We start from the raw sequence: 18842 nt of genomic DNA, 5'->3' as shown, positions 1-18842 counted from the left end.
AAATCCAGGTGGCCAGAGCCACCACCTTCGCGTGCAGGCATCACACCAGCCGCTCGAGGCGCACCACCGCCTCTTCCACATAGCGCAGGCTCTCCTGCCAGAACCCGGGTTCGCGGATGTCGACCCCCAGGTGCTTCTCCACCAGCGCCTCGGCGCTCATGCGGCCGGTATCTCGCAGCAGGGCGCGATAGGCGGGCACAAACTCGCCCCCGGCCCGCGCATGCTGGGCATAGAGCCCCAGGCTGAAGAGATAGCCAAACAGATAGGGGTAGTTGTAGAACCCGGACTCGGCGATGGAGAAGTGACCCTTGCTGGCCCAGAACAGCTCGTCATACTGGCTGAGGGCGTCACCATAGCACTGCTGCTGCGCCGATTTCATCATCTCCCGCATCTGGCTCGCCCCCACGTAACCCGCCTCCCGCGCCGTCACCAGGGCGCGCTCGAAGGCAAAGCGGGCGGGGATGTCGAGAAGCAGGCTCGCGGCCCGCTCCCCGTCCAGCCAGGCGATGGCCCGGCGCTGCTCCACCTTGTCGGTGGCGGCCAGCAGGGCATCGCGCACCAGGATCTCGGCAAAGAGGGAGGCGGTCTCCGCCAGCGTCTTGGGGTAGCCCCGCTGTTCGAAGGGAAGATCCCGCAGCAACCAGCTGTGCCAGGCGTGGCCGAGCTCATGGGCCAGGGTGATGACGTTGTCCATGGTCCCCTCGAAGGTGAGGAAGACCCTTGGCTCGGGCGGATCGGCATACTCGGTGCAATAGGCGCCACTTCGCCTGTGCTCGCTCGGGGCGGCATCAATCCACCCCTTGTCGGCCATCATGCGGACAAACGCCCCCATCTCGGGATCGAAGGCGGCAAAGGCCTCCATCACCAGATTCAGCGCCTGCTCGAAGCCGAACTTGCCGTGCACGGCCTGGGGCGCCGGGGCAAAGAGATCCCAGGGGGCGAAGTCGGTGATCTGCTGGGCACAGGCCATGGCCCTCAAGGCGCGGCGCCCGAGCTCCCTGTGCTCCCCGGCCGCCGCCATCAGGGTCTCCAGGGTCGCGCCCGTGATGTGCTCCTGATGGCAGGTGACCTCGAGGGCATCCAGCCTGCGCCCCTTGCCACGCTGGCGGCCGAGCTCGTTGCGCCAGCCGTTGATGGCGTTGAGAATGGCGGTCACCGTCTCCTGCTCCGCCTCCCAGGCACCCTGGATGGCGTGCCAGGCACTGGCGCGCCGCGCCCTGTCCGGGTGGGCGAGCAGGTTGTCCGCCTGGGCAAGCCCCATGGGCACCCCCTCCACCACCGGCAGCAGCCGCCCCACCAGGTTGTCATAGAGATCCCCCCACCCCTGCAGGCCGTCTACCGCCAACCCCTCGATGAGCTGCTCGCTCTCGAGCGAAAGCCACTGATCCTGCTGCGCTCTGTCGTGATGGATGTGGTAGGCCAGCTCGAAGAGTTCGGGATCTTGCAGCAGGGTGCGCACCAGTGACTTGGGGGCGCGAACCCAGAACAGGTCCACCGGCTTGCTGCGCTGGGCCAGGGTCGCCTCCAGCTGCTGGCCCCGGGAGAGCAGTACCCGGGCCTCCTCGTCGCGCCCGTTCTGGCTCAGCCGGTTGTAACCATAGACCTGACTGTTCCAGGCCAGGCTCTTCACCCCGTTGGCCTCGCGGCGGATGGCCCGCAGCAGGTGGCGCAGGGCATTGGCATCCGCAACGGGATGGGCGGGATCCGGCAGGTCCGCCAGGAGGGCGTCAAGCCGGGTGAGGGCGCGGGCAGCCTCCTGGAAGGCGGCCTCGATGGCAGGATCGTCGGGGGCGGCATAGATGTGATCATCTCGCCAAACGGGTGGTTTCATGGTTGTCCTTGTCTGTTTGCGTCCATATCGGGTCACCCCGCCTCTGCGGGCGGGTGAAACCGGATAGTACGAAGGGGGCCAGGCACTTGCCTAGCCCCCATTCGAGGCAACCGGCAGAAGAGCGCCCCCGGGTGCGACGGCCCCTGTCGGCCCTCCCCCGACAAGCGACCTATTTGGCGGGCTGAAGCTTGCTCACCAGGGTCATGGCCACCACCAGCACCAGCCCTGCCACCACGCCGGCCAAGGCGCTCAGCAGGGTGGGCGTCACCACGGCCAGTACCCCGCCGACCCCGGGCAGAGCGGCCACCGTGTCCGCCGTCCCTTCGATGAGATGATGGAGGAAGGGCCAGCCATGGACCAGAATGCCGCCGCCGACCATGAACATGGCGATGGTGCCCACCAGGGCAAGCAGGTGCATCAGACGGGGCGCCGTCACCAGCAGCCCCTGCCCCACCGCCCGGCGCACGGCGCCGCCATCGGGCTTTTGCAGCAGGTGCAGACCGATGTCGTCGAGCTTGACGATGAGCCCCACCAGGCCATAGACCCCGACGGTCATCAGCAGGGCGATGCCCGCCACCACGGCGATCTGCAGGCCCAGGCTCGACCCCTGCACGGTGCCGAGGGCGATGACGATGATCTCCGCCGAGAGGATGAAATCGGTGCGAATGGCCCCCTTTACCTTCTGGCGCTCATAGGCCGCCAGATCCTCGGGCACCGGCGCCGCCTGATGCGCCTCTTCCTCGTGGGGCAGGAACTTGTGGACCAGCTTCTCCGCCCCCTCGAAACAGAGGTAGGCCCCCCCCAGCATCAGGAGCGGGGTGATGAGCCAGGGGATAAGAGCACTGATGGCGATGGCGGCAGGCACCAGGATGAGCTTGTTGCGAAACGACCCCTTGGCCACCGCCCACACCACCGGCAGCTCACGCTCGGCCCGCACCCCGGAGACTTGCTCTGCATTGAGGGCGAGATCGTCCCCCAGCACCCCGGCCGTCTTCTTCGCCGCCACCTTGGTCATCAGGGCGACATCATCGAGCACGCTGGCAATATCATCGAGCAGGGTCAACAAACTGGCTCCGGCCATATCTGGCATTCCTTCTATTGAGTGGGACACATCCGGGCTGCCCCGGTCAGGGTGATGAGGGGGTCAGGGGACCACGGGCCCATCCGGGGATCACCCTTTGGGGCAAAAGATGGCACAGTGTAACGGGAAGCCGCCACGGCGGCAGCCCCCCATGGCAGATCCCCTGCTCCGTTTTCACCTCACGGCCACCGGCCCAAGGAGTTCCCATGCAACCCTGGCAACCTCTGCTCGATTTCTGGTTTGGCGATGACGCAGACGACGCTCCCCGTGCCGCCCGTCAGGCCCCCCTCTGGTGGGGCAAGAGCAGCGAGACCGATGCCCTGCTGGCCTCACGCTTCGGCGAACTGGCGGCCCGTGCCGCAGCGGGCGAGCTCGCCCGTTGGGAGGACGATCCCGCAGGGCGCCTGGCCCTCATCCTGCTGCTGGACCAGCTGCCGCGAAACCTTCACCGCCACACCCCCGCCGCCTTCGCCCAGGACGACAAGGCCAGGGCGCTGTGCCTCAAGGGGCTCACCCTCGGGGTCGACAAGGGGCTCTCGCCGCTGGCCCGGGTCTTCTTCTATCTGCCCCTCGAGCACGCGGAGTCCAAAGAGCAGCAGGCCAGAAGCGTCGCCCTGTTCGAGGCCCTGGCCGACGAGCAGGCCACAGACCCGGCCCGGACCACCTTCGAAGGCTTTGCCGACTTTGCCCGCCGCCACCAGGTGATCGTCGATCGCTTTGGCCGCTTCCCCCACCGCAACGCCATCCTGGGCAGGGCGAGCACGGAGGAAGAGGCCGCCTTCCTGCAACAGCCCGGTTCGGGGTTCTGACATAAAAAAATCCCCGCCATGGGCATGGCGGGGAGAGAACAACCGATCCGCACCTCACTGGATGCGATAGCGGGAGATCTGCTGGTGGATATTCTCCGTGGTCACGTTCAGCTCCTCTGCGGCGGCGGAGGTCTCCTCCGCCGTGCTGCTGGTCTGCTGCACCACCTGGGCTATCTGCTCGACCTGGAGGGCGATGGATTCCGCCGCCGAGGTCTGCTCGCGGATGGCCAGGGTGATCTCGCCGACCTGATCCATGACGCGATGGGAGGCCTGGCGGATCTGGGTGATGATGGCCCCGCTTTCCGTCGCCATGGCCACCCCTTGCGCCACCTTCTCCTCCACCAGGACCATTCTGGCCACCGTGGCCTCGGACCCTTGCTGGATAGCCTCCACCGTCCTTGAGATCTCCTGGGTCGACTGGGCCGTCCGCTCCGCCAGCTTGCGCACCTCGTCGGCGACCACCGCAAAGCCGCGTCCCTGCTCACCGGCCCGCGCCGCCTCGATGGCGGCGTTGAGCGCCAGCAGGTTGGTCTGCCCCGCCACATCGTTGATGACGTTCACCACCCCACCGATGCGGGAGATCCCCTCCCCCAACGCCGTCACATCGCGGGAGGCCTGACGAATGGCGTCGGCGATGTCGTTGATGGCGAGCACAGTGCGCTCTATGGTGGCCCCGCCGTCACTGGCGAGCTTGCCGGATTCATTGGTGATGCGGCTGGTCTCCTGGGTGCGCTGGGAGATGTCCGTGATGCTCACGCTCATCTCCTCCACCCCGGCGGCGATAAGGCTGGTGGCGTCATTGGCCTGACTCGCCGACTCCGCCATGTGCTGGGCCGCCTGGGAGAGGGACTCTGCCGTGCTCTTGATCTGCAGGCTGCCCACTGAGAACTCGGTGAAGGTCTGCTGCAAGGTGTCCAGCAGGCGGTTGACCGCCGTCAGCGTCTGGCCGATCTCGTCCTGCTGGCTCACATTGGCCCGCAGGGTGAAGTTCAGGTCGCGCTGGATCTCGGACAGGGTCGCCATGGCCAGACGGAGGGGATTGGCGACCTGCCTGAACAGCCAGAGAAAGAGCACCAGCGTGAGGGCACCCGCGCCCACCGAGATGAACAACAGGGCCTGCATGCTGCTATCGGCATTCTGCTCGCCTCGCAGCTTGACGGCGTCACCTTGCTGGATGTTGAAGTGGACGTGCTTGTCGATGGCCTGGGAAAGCTGCTCAAACAAGGGGGCAAGCTCCTTGTCGATCGCCTCTCTGGCCTCCACATTCTTGTTCTCGCGGGACAGGCGCAGGACGTCTTCAGAGGCCTTGCCGTACTGGGCAACCAGGCGCCGATCATCGGCGACGAGCTGCCTGTCCTCCTCATTGGAGATCATCCCGCTTTCATACTGGCTCAGCAGGGCGTCCATCTTGGTGTGAAGGGATGCAATGCTCTGCTCTATCTGACTCATCTTGCTGTCGTCGGTGTTGAGCACGTGCGCCTGGATCAATGAATGCAGGGCGTAGAAGTCTGTTTGTATCTCCTTGATCGTGGAAATGCTGGGGACTGTGTTGTCTGTTACATAGCTGAGATCCGCATTGGCGGAGGAGAGTCTGCTGATACTGAACCAGCTGAGACACCCCAGGGCCAGCATGACCAGCAGGGCAATGAGTTGAAGCCGACGAGCGATATTCATGAGTGCTTACTCCATCCATAGACTCCCTGCCAGGGTAGCCGATGCGGGCCCCGAAAATAGCGCCTAAAACATGCATTTCATTACACTTTTCAACTTCTGCTCGGCCGCGTCACACCCGCCGCCCCAACCCGGCCTTCGGGACCGCCGCCCCCCTCTGGCAGAATGGAAAAAGGAAGGCATTCGCCTTCCTTTTTTGCCCGGGGCGGCCGCACTGGCCGCCCATGAGCCCCGTGGCAGGGCGCTCGCCGGTCACGCCGCCTCGGCCAGCTCCTCCTCTTTTTTCTGGTAGGCCTGGGGGGAGAGCCCCAGCAGCTCCTGCACGGTGGAGGCCACCGTGATGGAGGAGAGCGTCCCCACCAGGATGCCGGCGAACAGGGTGAAGGAGAAGCCGTAGAGGGCGTCGCCGCCGAACAGGAGCAGGGCCCCCACGGTGAAGAGGGTGGTGCCCGAGGTGATCATGGTGCGGCTGAAGGTGGCCTTGATGGCCACGTCCGAGCACTCGTGGATCCCCATGCGGGTACGAGACCCCAGCAAGTCCCGCAACCGGTCCGAGATGACGATGCTGTCGTTGAGGGAGTAGCCTATCACCGCCATCAGGCCCGCGATGACGTTGAGGTCGAACTCGATGTCAAAGAGCGCGAGCAGCCCGATGGCCACCAGACCATCGTGCAACACCGACACCAGGATGCCGATGGCCTGGCGCCACTCGAAGCGCACCGCCAGGTAGGCGGAGATGGCGAGCGAGGCCACCAGCACCGCCAGCATCCCCTGCTGGAACAGCTCCGCGCCCACCTGGGGCCCGACGATGGTGGTGCGCAAGAGCTCCACCGGCAGGGCGAGTTGCTGCCCCAGCATGGTCGCCAGATCCTCCGCCGCCCAGGGCAGCGCGTGGGGGGGCAGCTTGATGAGCCACTCGCCGGGCACACCGGCGCCGTGCAGCTCCACCACCCCCGCCAGGGGCGCCGTCAGCAGGGCGTTGAGCTCATGGGCCTCCTTCAGGGTCTGGATGCGAAACTCCAGCAGGATCCCGCCGGTGAAATCGAGCCCGAGGGCGAGCCCTTTTGTCGCAAGGACGGCCACGCAGGCCAGGGTCAGCAGCACGGAGGCCCACAGCCCGATATAGCGCCAGCGGGTCAGCCCCATGGCCAGGATCATTCTCAGCATTGTTCTTCCCTCGACGTCAGGTGGTTCAGACTTCCCGGCAGGAAGCGGTCGGTGCGCAGGTCATACAGACTCACGGGTGCGGCGTCATGGTGATGAAGTCGGTTCATGGTCATACCCTCAGCAGCTTGGCGCGGCTGTTGCCCCACAGGGGGTTGATGATGGCGCGGGTGCCCCAGATGCCGGTCACCATGCTGGAGATGAGCCCCAGGATCAGGGTGATGGAGAAGCCCTGCAGCGGCCCGGAGCCGATGGCATAGAGCACCACGGCGCAGATGAGGGTGGTGATGTTGGCATCGAAGATGGTGCGAAACGCCGAGCGATAACCAAAGTCGATGGCGTTGGCCAAAGACCCCCCTTCCCGCAGCCGGTCCTTGATCCGCTCAAAAATCAGCACATGGGTATCCACCGCCATGCCGACGGTGAGCACCAGACCGGCGATCCCCGGCAGGGTCAGCACGGCCCCCGGCAATACCGCCAGCATGCCCACCTGCATCAGCAGGTTGGCAACCAGCGCCGTGATGGCGACCCAGCCGAACTTGCGATACCAGGCCATCATGAACAGCATCATGCCCGCCATGCCGAACGCCAGGGCGGTGAAGCCCGCCTCGATGTTCTGCAGACCCAGGGTCGGGCCTATGCTGCGCTCCTCCAGGATCTTCAGCGGCGCGGTGAGGGCCCCGGCCCGCAGCAGCATGGCAAGCTCCTGGGCCTCGGGCAGGCTGCCAATCCCGGTGATGCGGAACTGGTTGCCAAGGGCGGTCTGGATGGTGGCGACGTTGATCACCTCGCTTCGGGCGCGCAGCTTGCCTTCGGCGTTGGTCTTGTACTCGGTGAAGACGGTGGCCATGGGCTTGCCCACGTGCTGGCGGCTGAACTGGTTCATCTTGCTCCCCCCCAGGGTGTCGAGCACGATGTTGACCTGGGGCTGCCCCATCTCCCCCATGTTGGCGCGGGCATCGACGATGTGCTCGCCGCTCAGCACCGGCTGGCGGGCCAGCCCCACTGCCTGGCCGCTGCGATCCGCCATGAAGAAGCGGCTGTCGGCCTTGGCTTCATAGAAGGCCAGGGACGCGGTGGCGCCGATCACCTCTTTCGCCTGCTTGGGGTTGTGCACCCCCGGCAGCTCGATGCGGATGCCGTCCTGCCCCTGACGCACCACCGAGGCCTCGACGATGCCGAGCTCGTTGATCCGCTTTTTCAGGATCGACAGGTTCTGGGTCACGGCGTTGTTCACCAGCAGGGTGCGCTCGGCGTCGCTCAGCACCAGGGTCAGTGCATTGCCGGAACGGCTCAGTGTCCACTGATCCTGGCGGGTACCGGCACTCTCCTTGATGATGGAGAGCCAGGCCTCCTGCCCCGTCACGTCGGGCAGGGTGACGGCCACGCTCCCCTGGGCGGTGCGCATCACGCTGGCGCCGCGCAGGTTGGCCTCGCGAAAACGGGTGCGCAGGGTATCCACCAGGTTCTTGGTCTGGTTGTCGATGACAAAATCCACGTCCACCCCGATCAGCAGCTGGGAGCCACCGCGCAGGTCCAGCCCGAGCTTGATGGGATCGGCGCCGAGCCGGCTGATCCAGGCCGGGGCGTTGGAGTAGAACTCCAGGGTCAGGGCGGCGCTGTCCAGCCCCTGCTGCTCCAGCAACTGCTTGGCCAGTTGCTGCTCCCCCTGGCTGGCGAACACCAGCGCTATCCGGCCACCCTGGGCGATCTGCTTGAGGGGGTCGATGTGGTTCTCGGCCAGCAGGGTGCGCTGCGCGTCGCTCAGGCGCGACTGGCCGTGCAGACCGAGGGAGGGCTGCTCACCGAAGAAGGTGGGCAGGGAATAGAACGCGAACGTGACCAGCATCAGCAGCAACAGGGCGTACTGCCACAGGCTCATGCGGTTCAACACGGTATGACTCTTTTTTCTCATGAAATCGGCCTCTGTCAGGCGATGGCAAGGGGCGACACCGGGGTCGCGCCGTGCAAAAAAATGAAACAAGACAGCCTAGCCGTTCACTAAAAGTGAACAGCAACAGAGAGAAGATGAGGCAACAGGTGGCAAGCTGACCCCATCGGGGTCAGGCGAGGAAGCTCTGGGCGAAGCGGTACTGCAGATGCCGGCGCTGCAGGCGGCGCCTGTGAATGCCGGCGAAGTGATCGCGAAAGCTCGTCCCCGGGTAGAAGAGGGCGGCATAGAACAGCAGGCCGCACAGCAGCAGCAGGATCGCCTGCTGGGACCAGCTCATCACCAGCTCGTAGACCACGCTGCCGGGCTGATGATCGCGGCTCAGGGAGTGCTCGAGGCGCAGCAGGTGATTCTGGTGGGAGCCGACGAACTTGACGATGCCATCGTCACTGCCGCTGACGCCGTGGGCCGCCGGGCTTGCGTCGGCAGGCGCCGCCCCCTCCGCCAGCGAGTGGGCCTGCTGGGCCGAGGGCTGGAACGCGGGTACCTTGACCCCCTCCACCGAGAGGGTAGAGAACAACAGTGCGAGGGTGATGAGCAGGGTCATCGCCGCCAGTTTCACGTTGTCGGTCAGGTTCAAAAGTTAATTCCCACACAATAGAAAGGGCAAGCTACCACAGCCTGCCCCACAAGAACAAGGGCGGCAGGCCCGGGGCCCGCCGCCCTTGTGTTGTCTCATCGCGTCCTCAGCGGCTGCGGGTCATGCCCTCGAAGTCCTCGGCATAGTCCTTGAGCAGGGTGTAGAGGTGGGCCCGCTGGGAGAGATCCATGGAGTGGCTGAGATCACTCAGCCACTGGATGGTGCGCTGGCGGGACTGGTCCGTGTAGCCGGTGAAGCGGCCATCCATCAGGCCGTCCCCCTGCTGGAGCAAGCGGGTCAGCTCCTGGCCGAAATCCGGGCTCTGGCGCTGTTTCATCAGCCGATCCAGCTCCTTGGTCCAGGCCTCCTGAAAGTCGAGCCAGGGGGCCATCATCTCGTATTGCCACTCGGCCCACTGCGTGATGAGGGGCTCCTGGGCCGGCTTCACCTTGCCAATCCAGAACACCAGGCGCTCGTTCATCTTCTCCCGAAAGCCCTTGATCATCTCGGCCTTCGACTGGGTGGCAAAATCGTGCTGACGCTCCTGCTGGCGCGTCACCCGATCGGCCATGAAGCGAGCCACCTGCTCGTCGGTCAGGGTCTTGGCGAGGCGCACCGTGCGGGGAATGGCGTTCTCCAGGGTACGGGTCAGGCTCGCCTGGGTTCTGTCCAGATGCAGGGTCACCTGGGCAGGGCTCATGGGGCTGGCCACCGCCTTGGCCAGGGCGTCGAGATCCCGGGCATAGATGGGCAGCTCATGCTGCCGGTGCCAGGCCATCAGCCCCTTCACCTCCTGGTCCAGCAGCTTCTTCTGGCTGCGGTCCAGGGAGAAGTAGTCGTCCAGTTGCCAGACGATGGCCGAGTCGAGCCAGTAGTAGATCACCCGGGTGGCGCAACCCGTCAGCAGCAGGCAGAGCAGCAGCAGGCTCCAGCTACGCGGTTGACGCCATGAGAATGTGGTCACCATGCATGCCTCCCATTCATTGAATACACGCGTCGCGCGGGCCGTTGCCGGGCATCACTCCAGGCGCTGGCGGTTGATGTCGATCAGGGCCTGATACTCGGGCCCGGGTTGCTGTTCGGCCATCAGCAGCGCCCACAGCAGGCCGATGTAATCGACCCAGGGCAGGAAGGCATCGGCCTGGAATCCCCGGGGCCCCAGCCCCGTCGCTGCCCCGTCCATGGCTTCAAGATAGCAGCTCTCCAACTGGCACCGCTGCTCTTCGCTCCAGCCGTGGGTGCGCTGAATGCTGGCGACCTCGAACCCAGGATGACCGGCGGCGCCGTACTCCCAGTCGATGACCCAGGGCCGCGCCCCCAACAAGTTAGCCGGATTGAGATCGTGATGGCAAGGGAGCCAGCAGTCGTCCGGCTCCCGGCTCGCGAGCAGGGCCCGCTCCAGGGCGGGCAGCCAGGGAGGGATATGGGCCAGACGCTGCCGATACCCGCCGCTGTGGGCCCGCACCGCCATCACCACGGTCGGCACCGGCAGGCGGTGCAGCCGCACCAGCACATCCGCCATCAGGCGGGGCTGCGCGGCGAGAGGCGGCGCCTGCTCGGCCCAGTTGGGTTCGTCGCACCACGCCAGCAGCATCAGGCCGGTGGCGGGATCGCCGTGATGACAGGGCAACGCCAGCCCCTGCCCCACCGCCCCCTGGTAGAGCTGCCACTCGGTGGCCCGGTCGATGCCAAGGCGCACCGGATCCGGATGACCGCGGCGCAGGAAGGCCTGCTCGCCAGTGGGGAGACAGAGCCGGTAGTTGCCGTTGGTCAGGCCCTGGCCCAGCGGCTCAAGGCGCCCCTGATCCCAGGGCGCCGGCAGGCTGGCGAGGAGCGCCAGCTCCGCCAGATCCCCCTGCCCCCGCGGGTCCTCACCAGCCAAAGGTGGACTTCTTGGCCTGTTTGCGGATCTCTTTCTGATCGGCCCACAGCAGTTCGCCGTTCTCCACATCCATCAGGTTCATGGTCATCTGGTAGTAGACGTCCTTCACCTTGCCGTTGTCCTTGACGATGCTGGCGAGGTTGCCATAGACCATGTAGCGGGCACCGGTCTGCTTGCCGAGCCGCACCATGGTGGCGGGATCCACCATGCCGCTGCCCTGCTGGTATTCGAGCTGCTGCTTGACCGCCGCCACCTTGCTCATGTCCACGAAGCGGAACTTGCCCGAGCGCAGCAGCTTGGTGCGGATAGTGTCGGTGATGGCCTCGGTGTCGATGTGCTCCGAGGTCTTGTTGCGGATGGAGTCCATGAACATCACCGGGCGGCCCCCGGCGGTGATCTCGCTGGTGGCCGGGGACGCCAGCATGGAATCCGCCATCTTGTCGGCGATGGCCTGCAAGTCGGAGGAGCCGTAATCGACGGTCACCGTCTCGGTCTCGGTGGGATCGCCATAGCTGACGGTGGTGCTGGAGCAGCCGCCCAGCAGCAGGGCGCCGGTCAGGATCAGCAGGGCATGATTCATTTTCATCAGTAGGATTCCTCCATCACTTCGCGAACGTAAATCCGGTAACCCCGGGCGGCCGGGCTCGGCGCCAGGGCGGACAGGGTGCGGGTCTGGTAGCCATGCAACTTGAGGGGGGTCCAGCCGCGGCCATCGCTGGCCACCTCCTGCCCCGCGTCGTCATACCAGTAGAAGAGATATTGCAGCCTGTTGTCACCACGCTGGGTGCTGGCCGCCGCCACGTTGACCTGCAACAGGCCGTTCTGCTGGCGCCGGCTGAGTTCGGTCAGGGTGACGTTGACGTTTTGATGCTGCTCGGCCACCGCCGCCGCACCGGCCGCGCCATAGAGCGCCACGCCGGAAGTATTGGTGGCACAGCCCGCCAGCAGCAGAACCAGGCCCAGGGCCAACCCTTGTGCTTTCATCTTGCTCTCCTTGCCGGTGGCCGTCGGCCCGACCGGTCATTCATCTGAGTTGCCATATCCGGTTCCCCCTAGAGGGGCATCACCCGGGTCGTGAGCCCGCTCCCCAGGCGCTGTACCCACACCAGGGTGGTGCGCCCGGCGTGGACGCTGAGTGGCAGGGTACGCATGGCGCTGCCCGCCCCCAGGGTCAGGGTGACGTTCCCGGCCGGGACCATCCCCTGCCAGCTCGAGGCCTTGGCGGGCAGCGTCAGCCAGCTGCGGGTATCCGCCCGCTCCGAGAGGGTGTTGAAGATCCCCACCAGGATGTTGCCCACATCCCCCCCCTCCTTGGCGGCGGTGCGCCGCACCTGCTCCTTGGCCACCAGCCGCAGGGCCTGCCGGGTCAGCATGCCAGGCAGCCGCTCCTGCAGATCCTTGGCCGCCAACGCCTCCAGCCTCACCAGCTCGCTGGTCTGCGCCACCCCCTTGCCCACCGACAGGGTGAGCGGGGCGCCGTCGCTGGCCCGATTGTCGTAATAGGGCACCGCCACGGTAAAGGTACGAAAATCGCCGCTGGAGGTGGAGATGGGCAGCGGTAGGAAGAGCTCACGGCGCGCCGGGATGAGGCCATCTTCAAACAGCACCACCAGCTGGCCCTGATCCTTGGCCAAGGGCGGCGCCTTGCGGCCCATCCGTTGCTCGGTCTCCTTGAGCTCCTCGGGAGAGCCGCGAAGCCGGGCCAGGCGCAGCAAGGCATCCTGCAGGCTCTGGTTGTCCGGCGCTATCTGGTAGCCGCGCTGGTAATCGACCCAGGCATCGTTGAGATCCCCGGCCGCCTCGTAGAGCACGCCGGAGAAATAGAAGGTGTAGGCGTTCTGGAAACCGTTTTTCACCTGGCCTATCAGGCGATCGAGCTCGGGGGCGCCGCGCGACATCAGCTGGCGCATCTCCCCGGCTTCGTCCTCCTGCTCCCCCTCCTGCGCGGCCTTGCGCACCTCGTCGGCCCGCCGTTTAAGGGCCTGCTCCTGCACCTGGTTGGCACGGCGCACCTCTACCAGGGCGCCGTCGGCATCCCCGCGCTGCAAGTAGTTGAGCGCCAGATAGTGGTGCAGCATGGTGCGCTCGTAATCGGGCGCCTGGTAAGCCAGGGTCTGATCGTTGGTGAGCAGGCTGCCCGCCTGGGCCAGTCCCTGGCTCAGGCGGTACTCGGCCTGATTGTCTTCCCACGCAAGCCGGCTGTCGGCGGTGGCAAAGGCCTGCTTGCTGGGGCCGTCCTGACCCGCCAGCCAGGCGATGCGCCCCTTCTCCAGCTGGTCGAGCACGAAGGTGTCGTCCCCCGGGGTCGATTCGCGCACCTCGGGCAGGGCTTCGGCGGCATGGCCCAGCAGCAGCTGGTTGCGCAGAGGCACCATCTGATCCGAGTAGGAGACGAACATGTCTTTCCACTGGGAGGCACAGCCTCCCAGCAGCAGACCGGCCAACAGCAGGCCGGTCGACGGGACGAGGCGCATCACAGGCTCAGCAGGGGTCCCAGGGGCTCGCCACCGACCAGGTGCAGGTGGATGTGATAGACCTCCTGCCCGCCGTGGCGGTTGCAGTTCATGATGAGGCGGTAGCCGTCCTCGGCGATGCCCGCGTCGCTGGCGAGCTTGCGGGCCACGGTGAACATCCGGCCCAGCGCCAGCTCGTGATCCGGCTCCACATCGTTGACGGTGGGGATGAGCACGTTGGGAATGATCAGGATATGGGTCTTAGCCTTGGGCTGGATGTCGCGAAACGCGGTCACCAGATCGTCTTGATAAAGGATGTCGGCGGGGATCTCCTTGCGGATGATTTTGCTGAAAATGGTTTCTTGCGCCATGGGTAACTCCTTTATAGGAAAAAGAAAATTCAATACAAAGCTCAAGCGGCTCCCAAACAGGCCGCCGCAACGCGCCAAGTGTGACACAAGCCGACATTTGGCACAGCCGTTGTCCCAATCGCTTCAGTTATTGTGAAGAATACCGATAGCGAGGAGACGTCCCGCGAACCACAACGGCATCCCCTTCGGGGCATGCAGGGTATCAAAGGGACGGGGTACTCAGGCAAGGGACTTTTGCACAGACAGCGGGACAATAATGAAACAAACAATGTCAGACCTCTCGATCCTACAGAGAGTCTATCTGGGCTTTGCCATCCTGGTCGCCGTCATGGTCGCCAGTGCGGTACTGACCTTTCGCGGCCAGAGCGAACTCAGCGGCGCCCTGGATCAGGTGACCCAGGAGTCCATGCCGCTGGTACTCGCCAGCAGCCAGACCCAGATAAGCCTGCTCAGCGCCAACAAATGGCTCACCGACGTGCTGACCGAGCAGGATCTCAAGCAACTGCCGGCGGAAGTGGCCGAGTTGCAACAGGCCAAGGGCCAGGTCGACAAGATGGTCGCCAGCCTCAAGCAGCAGGTGGCGGTGCATCCCCAATTGCAGGCGGACATGACAGTCCTCGTCAAGCTGGTGGATGACTACCTGCAACTGACCCAGACCCTGCCCGGCGAACACGAGGCCCTGCTCACCCGGCTGCACAAGGTCAATCAGGCCAAGGGCCAGTTCCAGGTCAGCCTGCCCCAGTTCAAGAAGAACCTGGGGGACATGATGGTCACCATCGACGACAGCTTCATCAAGATGCTCTCCGAGACCCTGACCACCAAGCTATCCGCCATCGAGCTCTCCACCATGGATGCCCTCAACCAGAGCATCCCCGCCCCCATCGAGGCGGCGCTCAAGCGCAACAAGATGCAGATCGAGGGCTTCAACAGCACCATCAAGGATCTCCAGGGGGAGCTCAAGGACTTCGACAACAACATGGGCCACTACGTCCATGGCTTCGTGCGCGACACCACGGGCAATGACGGCGTGCTCTCCCAATACCTGGCCCTGATGAAGCAGCAGCAGGCCATGCGCGAGCAGAGCAAGCAGGCTAGCCAGCTCATCCTCAGCATCCAGAACAAGCTGGAGGGGATCACCGCCCAGAGCCAGCAGCTGATGAACGCCAGCATCCAGGCCTCCGATCGGGTGCAGACCCAGAGTACCCTGACCCAGGGGATCAGCATCGCCATCGCCATCTTCGTCGCCATCCTGGTGGCCTTCACCCTGGGCAAGGCCATCCGCCGCCCCCTGAAAGAGCTGCTGCGGGTGCTGACCGAGGTGACCCAGGGTGACATGACCCAGCGCGTCGGCTTCAAGAGCCAGAACGAATTCGGCCAGCTCGCCAGCCAGATCAACCTGCTGATCCACCAGATGGGGGATGTGCTCAAGCAGCTCTCCCAGGCGTCGACCCAGCTCAACAGCGCCGCCCACGACAACCGCCACACCACCGAATCGGTGCGGGCGGATCTGGAGAAACAGCGTCAGGAGACCGCCTCGGTCGCCGCCGCCATGACCCAGATGGAGGCCTCGGTGCGGGAGGTGGCCCAGGCCGCCAACCAGACCCTGGAGCGGGTGCAGGATGTGGAGAAAGCCTCCGAGATGGGGCGCAAAGTGATGGCAGGCAACATCACCACCACCCACCAGCTCGCGGGCAAGCTGCAGCAGACCGGCAAGGTGATTGGCGACGTGAGCGCCATGAGCGGCCAGATTGGCAACATCCTCGACGTCATCCGCGGCATCGCCGAGCAGACCAACCTGCTGGCCCTCAACGCCGCCATCGAGGCGGCCCGCGCCGGCGAGCAGGGACGCGGGTTTGCGGTGGTGGCCGACGAGGTGCGCAACCTGGCTGGCCGCACCGCCCAGTCCACCAGCGAAATCCAGACCATGATCGAGAACCTGCAGCAAGGCGTCGCCCGGGCAGTCAACGTGATGCAGGAGTGCTCCCGCGAGATGGACAGTTGCGTGGATCAGAGCTCCCAGGCCAACAACGCCATGGAAGAGGTACAGGGCATCGTGGTGCTCATCAGCGACATGTCCAGCCAGATAGCCTCCGCCGCCGAGCAGCAGCAGGCCACCAGCGCCGACATCGCCACCAACCTCAACCGCATCTCCGACATCTCGGATCTCAACTATCAGGGCATAGAGCGGGTCGCCGAGACCAGCAAGCAGCTCGACTCCCTTGCCGAGCAGCAGGAGGGGCTGGTCCAGCGCTTCCGCCTCAGTGCCTGATGGCCACGACCCGATACGACAAGGCCCCGCATTGGCGGGGCCTTTTCATGGCAGCGAAGAACCTGGCTCAGGCGTAGGCGATGGCGCCCTTGCCGACCCCTTCATAGGCGACAATCTTGACGAACTTGTCCCCTACCTGCTTCTTCACCTCGCGGGCGATGTAGTGGGCCAGCAGCTCGATGGTAGTGTCGGTGTCGATCATCTCCACCTCCACCGCCGGCATGGCGAGCTGGAACAGCCCCTGGGGCGCCACGTACTTGAAGCCGATGTAGTGAGCGTCCCCTTCTTTCAGTGACGCCTCGGCCCGCTTGCTCAGGGCGAGTTCGCCAAGGGCCACTCTGTCCTCTTCGGTGCCCAGGTAGATGTCGGCCCAGCGCTCGGCCCAGTTGAACTCCAGCTCCTCGTCACGCTCTCCATCCACCAGGATCTCGACGGGAGAGCGGTGGCCGTGGGCGATGCGCTGGCAGTTGCCGTCGTGCTTCTTGAGGCCGTGGCTGTAGTGGTAGAAGGCGCCCTCGATGCGCTCCGAACGCAACGTCAGGGAGAGATCCTTGATGTTGCCGGGCAGACGCTTGGCCAGTACCCCCAGCAGATAGCGGGTCACCGACTCTTTATCCACCTGGGGGGCGGGAATGAAGGCAAACCCTTGGGTCGGGCAGCGCAGGTGGATGGCGCGACCCGGACGCAGCAGATCCACGGTACTCTCGTCGTTGTCCAGCGCGTGGACATGGACCAGGGGACATTCCGTCGGCACCAGCAGCTTGTGATCCACCTCTTCATCGATGATCGACTTGATGAGCTTCTTCACCCGACCGAAGTCCAGCAACATGCTCATCTCGTTGAGCTCGCCGCTCATCTCGATGTCCACCAGCCAGCTCTCGCCCACCATGCCGCGGCGCTCGCATAAATAGCTGGAATCGATCACAGTCAAATCTCTAACAAATAACTTCATTACTCAGGCCTTGCTACAGAGAAAGGGCGGTTTGCGCTATTATGACCCGCGATCACTGACAAAGGAACCGGACTCCCCCATGAACAAATTGCTTATCAAGAATGCCACCCTGGTCAACGAAGGCCGCATCTATGCCTCCGACGTCCTGATCGAGGGTGAGCGGATCGCCCGCGTCGCCCCGGACATCAGTGCCCCCGATGCCGTGGTGATCGATGCAACGGGCCGTCATCTCATCCCCGGGATGATCGATGATCAGGTCCACTTCCGGGAACCCGGCCTGACCCACAAGGGAACCATCGCCAGTGAATCCCGGGCCGCCGTGGCCGGTGGCACCACCAGCTTCATGGAAATGCCCAACGTCAATCCCCAGACCACCACCATCGAAGCCCTCGAAGCCAAATACCAGATCGCCGCCAACTCCGCCGCCGCCAACTACAGCTTCTACCTGGGTGCCACCAACGACAACCTGGAAGAGATCAAGAAGCTCGATCCCAAGCAGTCCTGCGGCATCAAGATCTTCATGGGGGCCTCCACCGGCAACATGCTGGTGGACAACCAGGAGACCCTGGCAGCCATCTTCCGCGAGAGCCCGGTGATGATCGTCACCCACTGCGAGGACACCCCGTCCATCAAGGTGCTGGAAGACGAAGCTCGCGCCAAGTGGGGCGAAGACGTGCCCATGCGCGAGCACGGCCGCATCCGCAGCGCGGACGCCTGCTACAAATCCTCCAGCATGGCGGTCTCCCTGGCCAAGCAGTACGGCGCCAAGCTGCACGTGCTGCACCTGACCACGGCGAAAGAGCTCTCACTCTTTACCGCCACCCCGGATCTGAAGGATCTCAAGGACAAGAACATCACCGCCGAAGTGTGCGTCCACCACCTCTTCTTCAACGAGGCGGACTACGACACCCTGGGCAGCCAGATCAAGTGCAACCCGGCGGTGAAGAGCGCTGCCGACCAGCACGCCCTGCTGGATGCGGTACGCAACGACGTGCTCGACATCATCGCCACCGACCACGCTCCCCACACCTGGGAAGAGAAGCAGAACAGCTACTTCAAGGCGCCCTCCGGCGTGCCCCTGGTGCAGCACTCCCTGCAGGCGCTGCTGGAGCTCTACCACAACGGCGTCTTCTCGCTGGAAACCATCGTCAAGAAGACCTCCCACGCGGTGGCCGAGCGCTTCCAGGTGCAGGATCGCGGCTACATCCGGGAAGGTTACTTCGCCGACCTGGTGCTGCTGGATCTCGGCAAGCCCTACGTGGTCACCGACAGCAACCTGCTCTACCTGTGCGGCTGGTCCCCGTTCAACGGCTACCGCTTCCAGAGCACCATCGAGATGACCCTGGTGAACGGACAAATAGCCTGGCAGAACGGCCAAGTCACCGACAAGGTATTGGGCAAGCGACTCACCTTCAACCGCTGATCTGGATGATGACCGCTTCCAGCGCGCCCTGCTTGAGATGACCCTGGTCAACGGGCAAATAGCCTGGCAGAACGGCCAAGTCACCGACAAGGTATTGGGCAAGCGTCTCACCTTCAACCGCTGATCTCGGCTTGAGAGCATCACGCCAAACGGCCACCTCCGGGTGGCCGTTTTTCCTGCAAGACAGCGGTGAGGTGCCGACAAAATGCACCACTGGTCGCACTTTGATCCGAAGTTGCTCGCAAAGCAGGCAAACGATCTCGAACCTGAATTTCCCCTGTTGACAGGGTCGGGGCATCTCCATAAACTCCCTCCCCGTCAGCCGAGCTGACTCCGTCGGTGTGTAGCGCAGCCAGGTAGCGCATCTGCATGGGGTGTAGAGGGTCGGAGGTTCGAATCCTCTCA

At 64.7% G+C, this 18842-nt stretch carries 17 protein-coding genes; 3 read left to right on the top strand and 14 right to left on the bottom strand.

Annotated elements, in window-relative coordinates:
- Window positions 1-40: 40 nt before the first annotated feature.
- On the bottom strand, window positions 41-1831 hold the full coding sequence (locus AB5Y70_RS02445) for a M3 family oligoendopeptidase (protein WP_041212857.1): 1791 nt from the start codon (window positions 1829-1831) through the stop codon (window positions 41-43).
- Between the two features lie 169 nt (window positions 1832-2000).
- Complete coding sequence (locus tag AB5Y70_RS02440; protein ID WP_041212856.1) at window positions 2001-2912, bottom strand: DUF808 domain-containing protein; 912 nt, start codon at window positions 2910-2912, stop codon at window positions 2001-2003.
- A 206-nt stretch (window positions 2913-3118) separates the two neighbouring features.
- On the opposite strand from AB5Y70_RS02440, the gene AB5Y70_RS02435 reads away from it, so the two are divergent.
- Entirely contained in the window at window positions 3119-3721 is a 603-nt protein-coding gene (locus AB5Y70_RS02435) for a DUF924 family protein (RefSeq protein ID WP_053288514.1), read from the top strand.
- A gap of 54 nt (window positions 3722-3775) precedes the next feature.
- On the opposite strand, the gene AB5Y70_RS02430 is transcribed toward AB5Y70_RS02435, so the two are convergent.
- The 10 genes from AB5Y70_RS02430 to hinT form a co-directional block, all read right to left on the bottom strand.
- Complete coding sequence (locus AB5Y70_RS02430) at window positions 3776-5395, bottom strand: methyl-accepting chemotaxis protein (protein WP_109422398.1); 1620 nt, start codon at window positions 5393-5395, stop codon at window positions 3776-3778.
- A 249-nt stretch (window positions 5396-5644) separates the two neighbouring features.
- Entirely contained in the window at window positions 5645-6559 is a 915-nt protein-coding gene (secF, locus tag AB5Y70_RS02425; RefSeq protein WP_029314368.1) for a protein translocase subunit SecF, read from the bottom strand.
- A gap of 109 nt (window positions 6560-6668) precedes the next feature.
- Window positions 6669-8471 carry a protein translocase subunit SecD gene (gene secD, locus AB5Y70_RS02420; protein WP_041212853.1) on the bottom strand — a complete coding sequence of 601 codons (1803 nt, stop codon included), beginning with the start codon at window positions 8469-8471 and terminating at the stop codon, window positions 6669-6671.
- Between the two features lie 148 nt (window positions 8472-8619).
- Window positions 8620-9087 (bottom strand): hypothetical protein, encoded by a 468-nt coding sequence (locus AB5Y70_RS02415; RefSeq protein ID WP_041212852.1) that lies wholly within the window; start codon window positions 9085-9087, stop codon window positions 8620-8622.
- Window positions 9088-9193: 106 nt separating this feature from the next.
- Window positions 9194-10054 carry a DUF6279 family lipoprotein gene (locus AB5Y70_RS02410; protein WP_039038970.1) on the bottom strand — a complete coding sequence of 287 codons (861 nt, stop codon included), beginning with the start codon at window positions 10052-10054 and terminating at the stop codon, window positions 9194-9196.
- A gap of 51 nt (window positions 10055-10105) precedes the next feature.
- Window positions 10106-10969 (bottom strand): phosphotransferase, encoded by an 864-nt coding sequence (locus AB5Y70_RS02405; RefSeq protein WP_041212851.1) that lies wholly within the window; start codon window positions 10967-10969, stop codon window positions 10106-10108.
- Window positions 10959-11555, bottom strand: a complete 597-nt coding sequence (gene lpoB / locus AB5Y70_RS02400; RefSeq protein WP_010674346.1) for a penicillin-binding protein activator LpoB — start codon at window positions 11553-11555, stop codon at window positions 10959-10961. Before lpoB ends, AB5Y70_RS02405 begins: the two co-directional genes overlap by 11 nt.
- Complete coding sequence (locus AB5Y70_RS02395; RefSeq protein ID WP_041212850.1) at window positions 11555-11953, bottom strand: YcfL family protein; 399 nt, start codon at window positions 11951-11953, stop codon at window positions 11555-11557. The genes lpoB and AB5Y70_RS02395 overlap by 1 nt, the downstream gene beginning before the upstream one ends.
- 68 nt (window positions 11954-12021) lie before the next feature.
- Window positions 12022-13443: a COG3014 family protein gene (locus tag AB5Y70_RS02390; protein WP_041212849.1), complete on the bottom strand. Its 1422-nt coding sequence runs from the start codon at window positions 13441-13443 to the stop codon at window positions 12022-12024.
- Window positions 13443-13793, bottom strand: a complete 351-nt coding sequence (gene hinT, locus AB5Y70_RS02385; protein ID WP_010674343.1) for a purine nucleoside phosphoramidase — start codon at window positions 13791-13793, stop codon at window positions 13443-13445. The genes AB5Y70_RS02390 and hinT overlap by 1 nt, the downstream gene beginning before the upstream one ends.
- A gap of 256 nt (window positions 13794-14049) precedes the next feature.
- Here hinT and AB5Y70_RS02380 point away from each other — a divergent pair, with 256 nt between their 5' ends.
- Complete coding sequence (locus AB5Y70_RS02380) at window positions 14050-16062, top strand: methyl-accepting chemotaxis protein (RefSeq protein WP_041212848.1); 2013 nt, start codon at window positions 14050-14052, stop codon at window positions 16060-16062.
- Window positions 16063-16129: 67 nt separating this feature from the next.
- Here the strand turns inward: AB5Y70_RS02380 and AB5Y70_RS02375 are convergent, their stop codons facing one another.
- Entirely contained in the window at window positions 16130-17014 is an 885-nt protein-coding gene (locus AB5Y70_RS02375; protein WP_161648123.1) for a 6-carboxytetrahydropterin synthase, read from the bottom strand.
- Between the two features lie 79 nt (window positions 17015-17093).
- Here AB5Y70_RS02375 and AB5Y70_RS02370 point away from each other — a divergent pair, with 79 nt between their 5' ends.
- Window positions 17094-18437: a dihydroorotase gene (locus AB5Y70_RS02370; protein WP_041212846.1), complete on the top strand. Its 1344-nt coding sequence runs from the start codon at window positions 17094-17096 to the stop codon at window positions 18435-18437.
- On the opposite strand, the gene AB5Y70_RS02365 is transcribed toward AB5Y70_RS02370, so the two are convergent.
- Window positions 18427-18741, bottom strand: coding sequence for a hypothetical protein (locus AB5Y70_RS02365; RefSeq protein WP_041212845.1), 315 nt, complete (start codon window positions 18739-18741; stop codon window positions 18427-18429). The genes AB5Y70_RS02370 and AB5Y70_RS02365 overlap by 11 nt on opposite strands.
- Between the last annotated feature and the right edge of the window lie 101 nt (window positions 18742-18842).

Origin of the sequence: Aeromonas sp. s1(2024) (assembly GCF_040908005.1) — a bacterium.
GTDB classification, from domain to species: Bacteria; Pseudomonadota; Gammaproteobacteria; order Enterobacterales; family Aeromonadaceae; genus Aeromonas; species Aeromonas caviae.
This window is presented reverse-complemented; position numbering and strand designations above follow the sequence as displayed.